Raw genomic sequence first — 1,756 nt, 5'->3', positions numbered from 1 at the left:
TGGATGTCTCCGGCAGAATACGAAAACAGTCAGGCATATCAAAAAGTGGCTTAACCTGCTCTCCACAAATATGTAGCAGGATCATAGTATTAATGAAAAGGCGGTACCACTCCCGATATTCATCTTTAGAAATTGACACGGAATAGACTTCCCTCGTGCGTGCTCCGAATTTGGGGAGGCTATCGAGGGAGAAATTTCTTGTCTTTAGGGATGCGTCAAGCCACTGCAAGCCAATTCTTTCTTTATCAATATCTCCTGACTTGAGAAGGTGGTCAATCTCTCCATAGCGATCTTGCGCCGTAGCTTGGGTTCCAGAAAGTATTAATGAAAACAATTGCCTTATTCTGCGGCGAATAGAGTTGTTGTTTTCGTCTATCCGCTCAGTAAGAGCAAAGCGTGTTAGCAGGCGTATAGACTTTGAGAACAGGGCTGGTTCGTAGGCGATAGAGCAAAGAAGATTCACTATTTCAGTGAAGTACAAGTTCTCTCGTGAAAAGAATGTGCTGGCCCGCTCGTGCGTTTCCGCCTCTTCAAGAGCCTGAAGTGCGGCTTCTGGGGCTGCGGGTGCCAAGTTAAAGAAAATGGCCCGTCTCGAATCATTAAGGTCGGGAACATTTCCAACAAGACCGAATGGACTAAGCCACTCTTGTGCAATGGCAACCGCCTTAGGGTGGTCATGAAGCAAGCCTATGCGCTTTGCGAAAGAACTGAGGAGGCGCTCATTGCCTGCCTGCTTGAAGCACGCAGTGAGTTCTGTTTGGCGAGAGTTGTCGAGTGCCAGCCCTGCAAGCCTATTTGCAATTGCATGTGGAAGGATTGCTCTCCAATTTCCTCTTTGCTGCGCAAGGTCTCGCCGGAGCAATTCACTCACTTTTTTATAGAATGTTCGCTCGGACATGTCCGTCAAAGAGCAAAGCGTAGCTATTTCGTTCTCGTCGCCTTCTCCCGCGTTAAATGAATAAACGAGAGAGCAAATTTCGGCGACTTCCTTAAATTGGGGGTCGGGCTGATTTCTCTGGCGGAAAAGTCGATCGAAAAGTTCAGAGTCTTTTAGGATGGAGAGTGATTCCCCTTTTCTAACCGTAGTCGCAAGAGACATCGCAACTCGAGCATTGCCCCCGGCGAAATCGGCGATGGTGTGTGCGTTTGCATAGCCAACGGCCTTGAAGCGAGTCTCAATGAGCTTGGCAATAAGCGTATCAGAAGAAGGCTCTAGGCGGAATACGTTTGTGGATTCAGCTTGATCTTCCTTGATATCGTATTCAATCGTTATGAGTTTGACCTTGCTGGTCTTTAATTGGCATATATTGGTTAGCTGCGTATGGAGGTCCGGAGCGCAGTTGTCGACAATGAGGATTGCGGTGCCACCTATCGTGACCAGCCTTTCTGCAAGAGCAAGAGGAGACGGGCTAGGGGAGTAGCTGGTGTCTGTATAACACACATGGTGGCTTGCAAGTGGTGAGTCGCTGAGGCGATGGTCAAAGAGAGCCTGAGCAAGACGGGTTTTTCCAACTCCTGAAAGCCCAATAAGCCGAACTGCATCGGTCGCTTCCAAAAGGGTTTTCTGGATCGCTTTGATGCCGTCTAGGCCGCTAGCTCCTTCGTGGGGGAGGTTGGGGCCGTGAATTCTGATTTTGTCGTCTGAAAGATATTCTTCTTCAATGCCCTGAGGTGAAGTAGTTTCGATTTGATCTGACAGTTCCTCTTGAAAATCGAGAGGTTCTCCCTTTTGATGGAAATGCTGAACACCATCAAA

General features: G+C 48.3%; 1 protein-coding gene. It reads right to left on the bottom strand.

Going from position 1 to position 1,756, the window contains the following annotated elements; genetic code table 11:
- Window positions 1-1,756, bottom strand: a 1,756-nt coding sequence (locus tag HUV26_RS13460; RefSeq protein ID WP_205245151.1) for a hypothetical protein, incomplete at both ends; no start/stop codon positions are given.

Origin of the sequence: Desulfovibrio psychrotolerans (assembly GCF_013340305.1) — a bacterium.
GTDB classification, from domain to species: Bacteria; Desulfobacterota; Desulfovibrionia; order Desulfovibrionales; family Desulfovibrionaceae; genus Halodesulfovibrio; species Halodesulfovibrio psychrotolerans.
The sequence above is the reverse complement of the archived record's forward strand: the minus strand, read 5'-3'. Positions and strand labels throughout refer to the sequence as shown.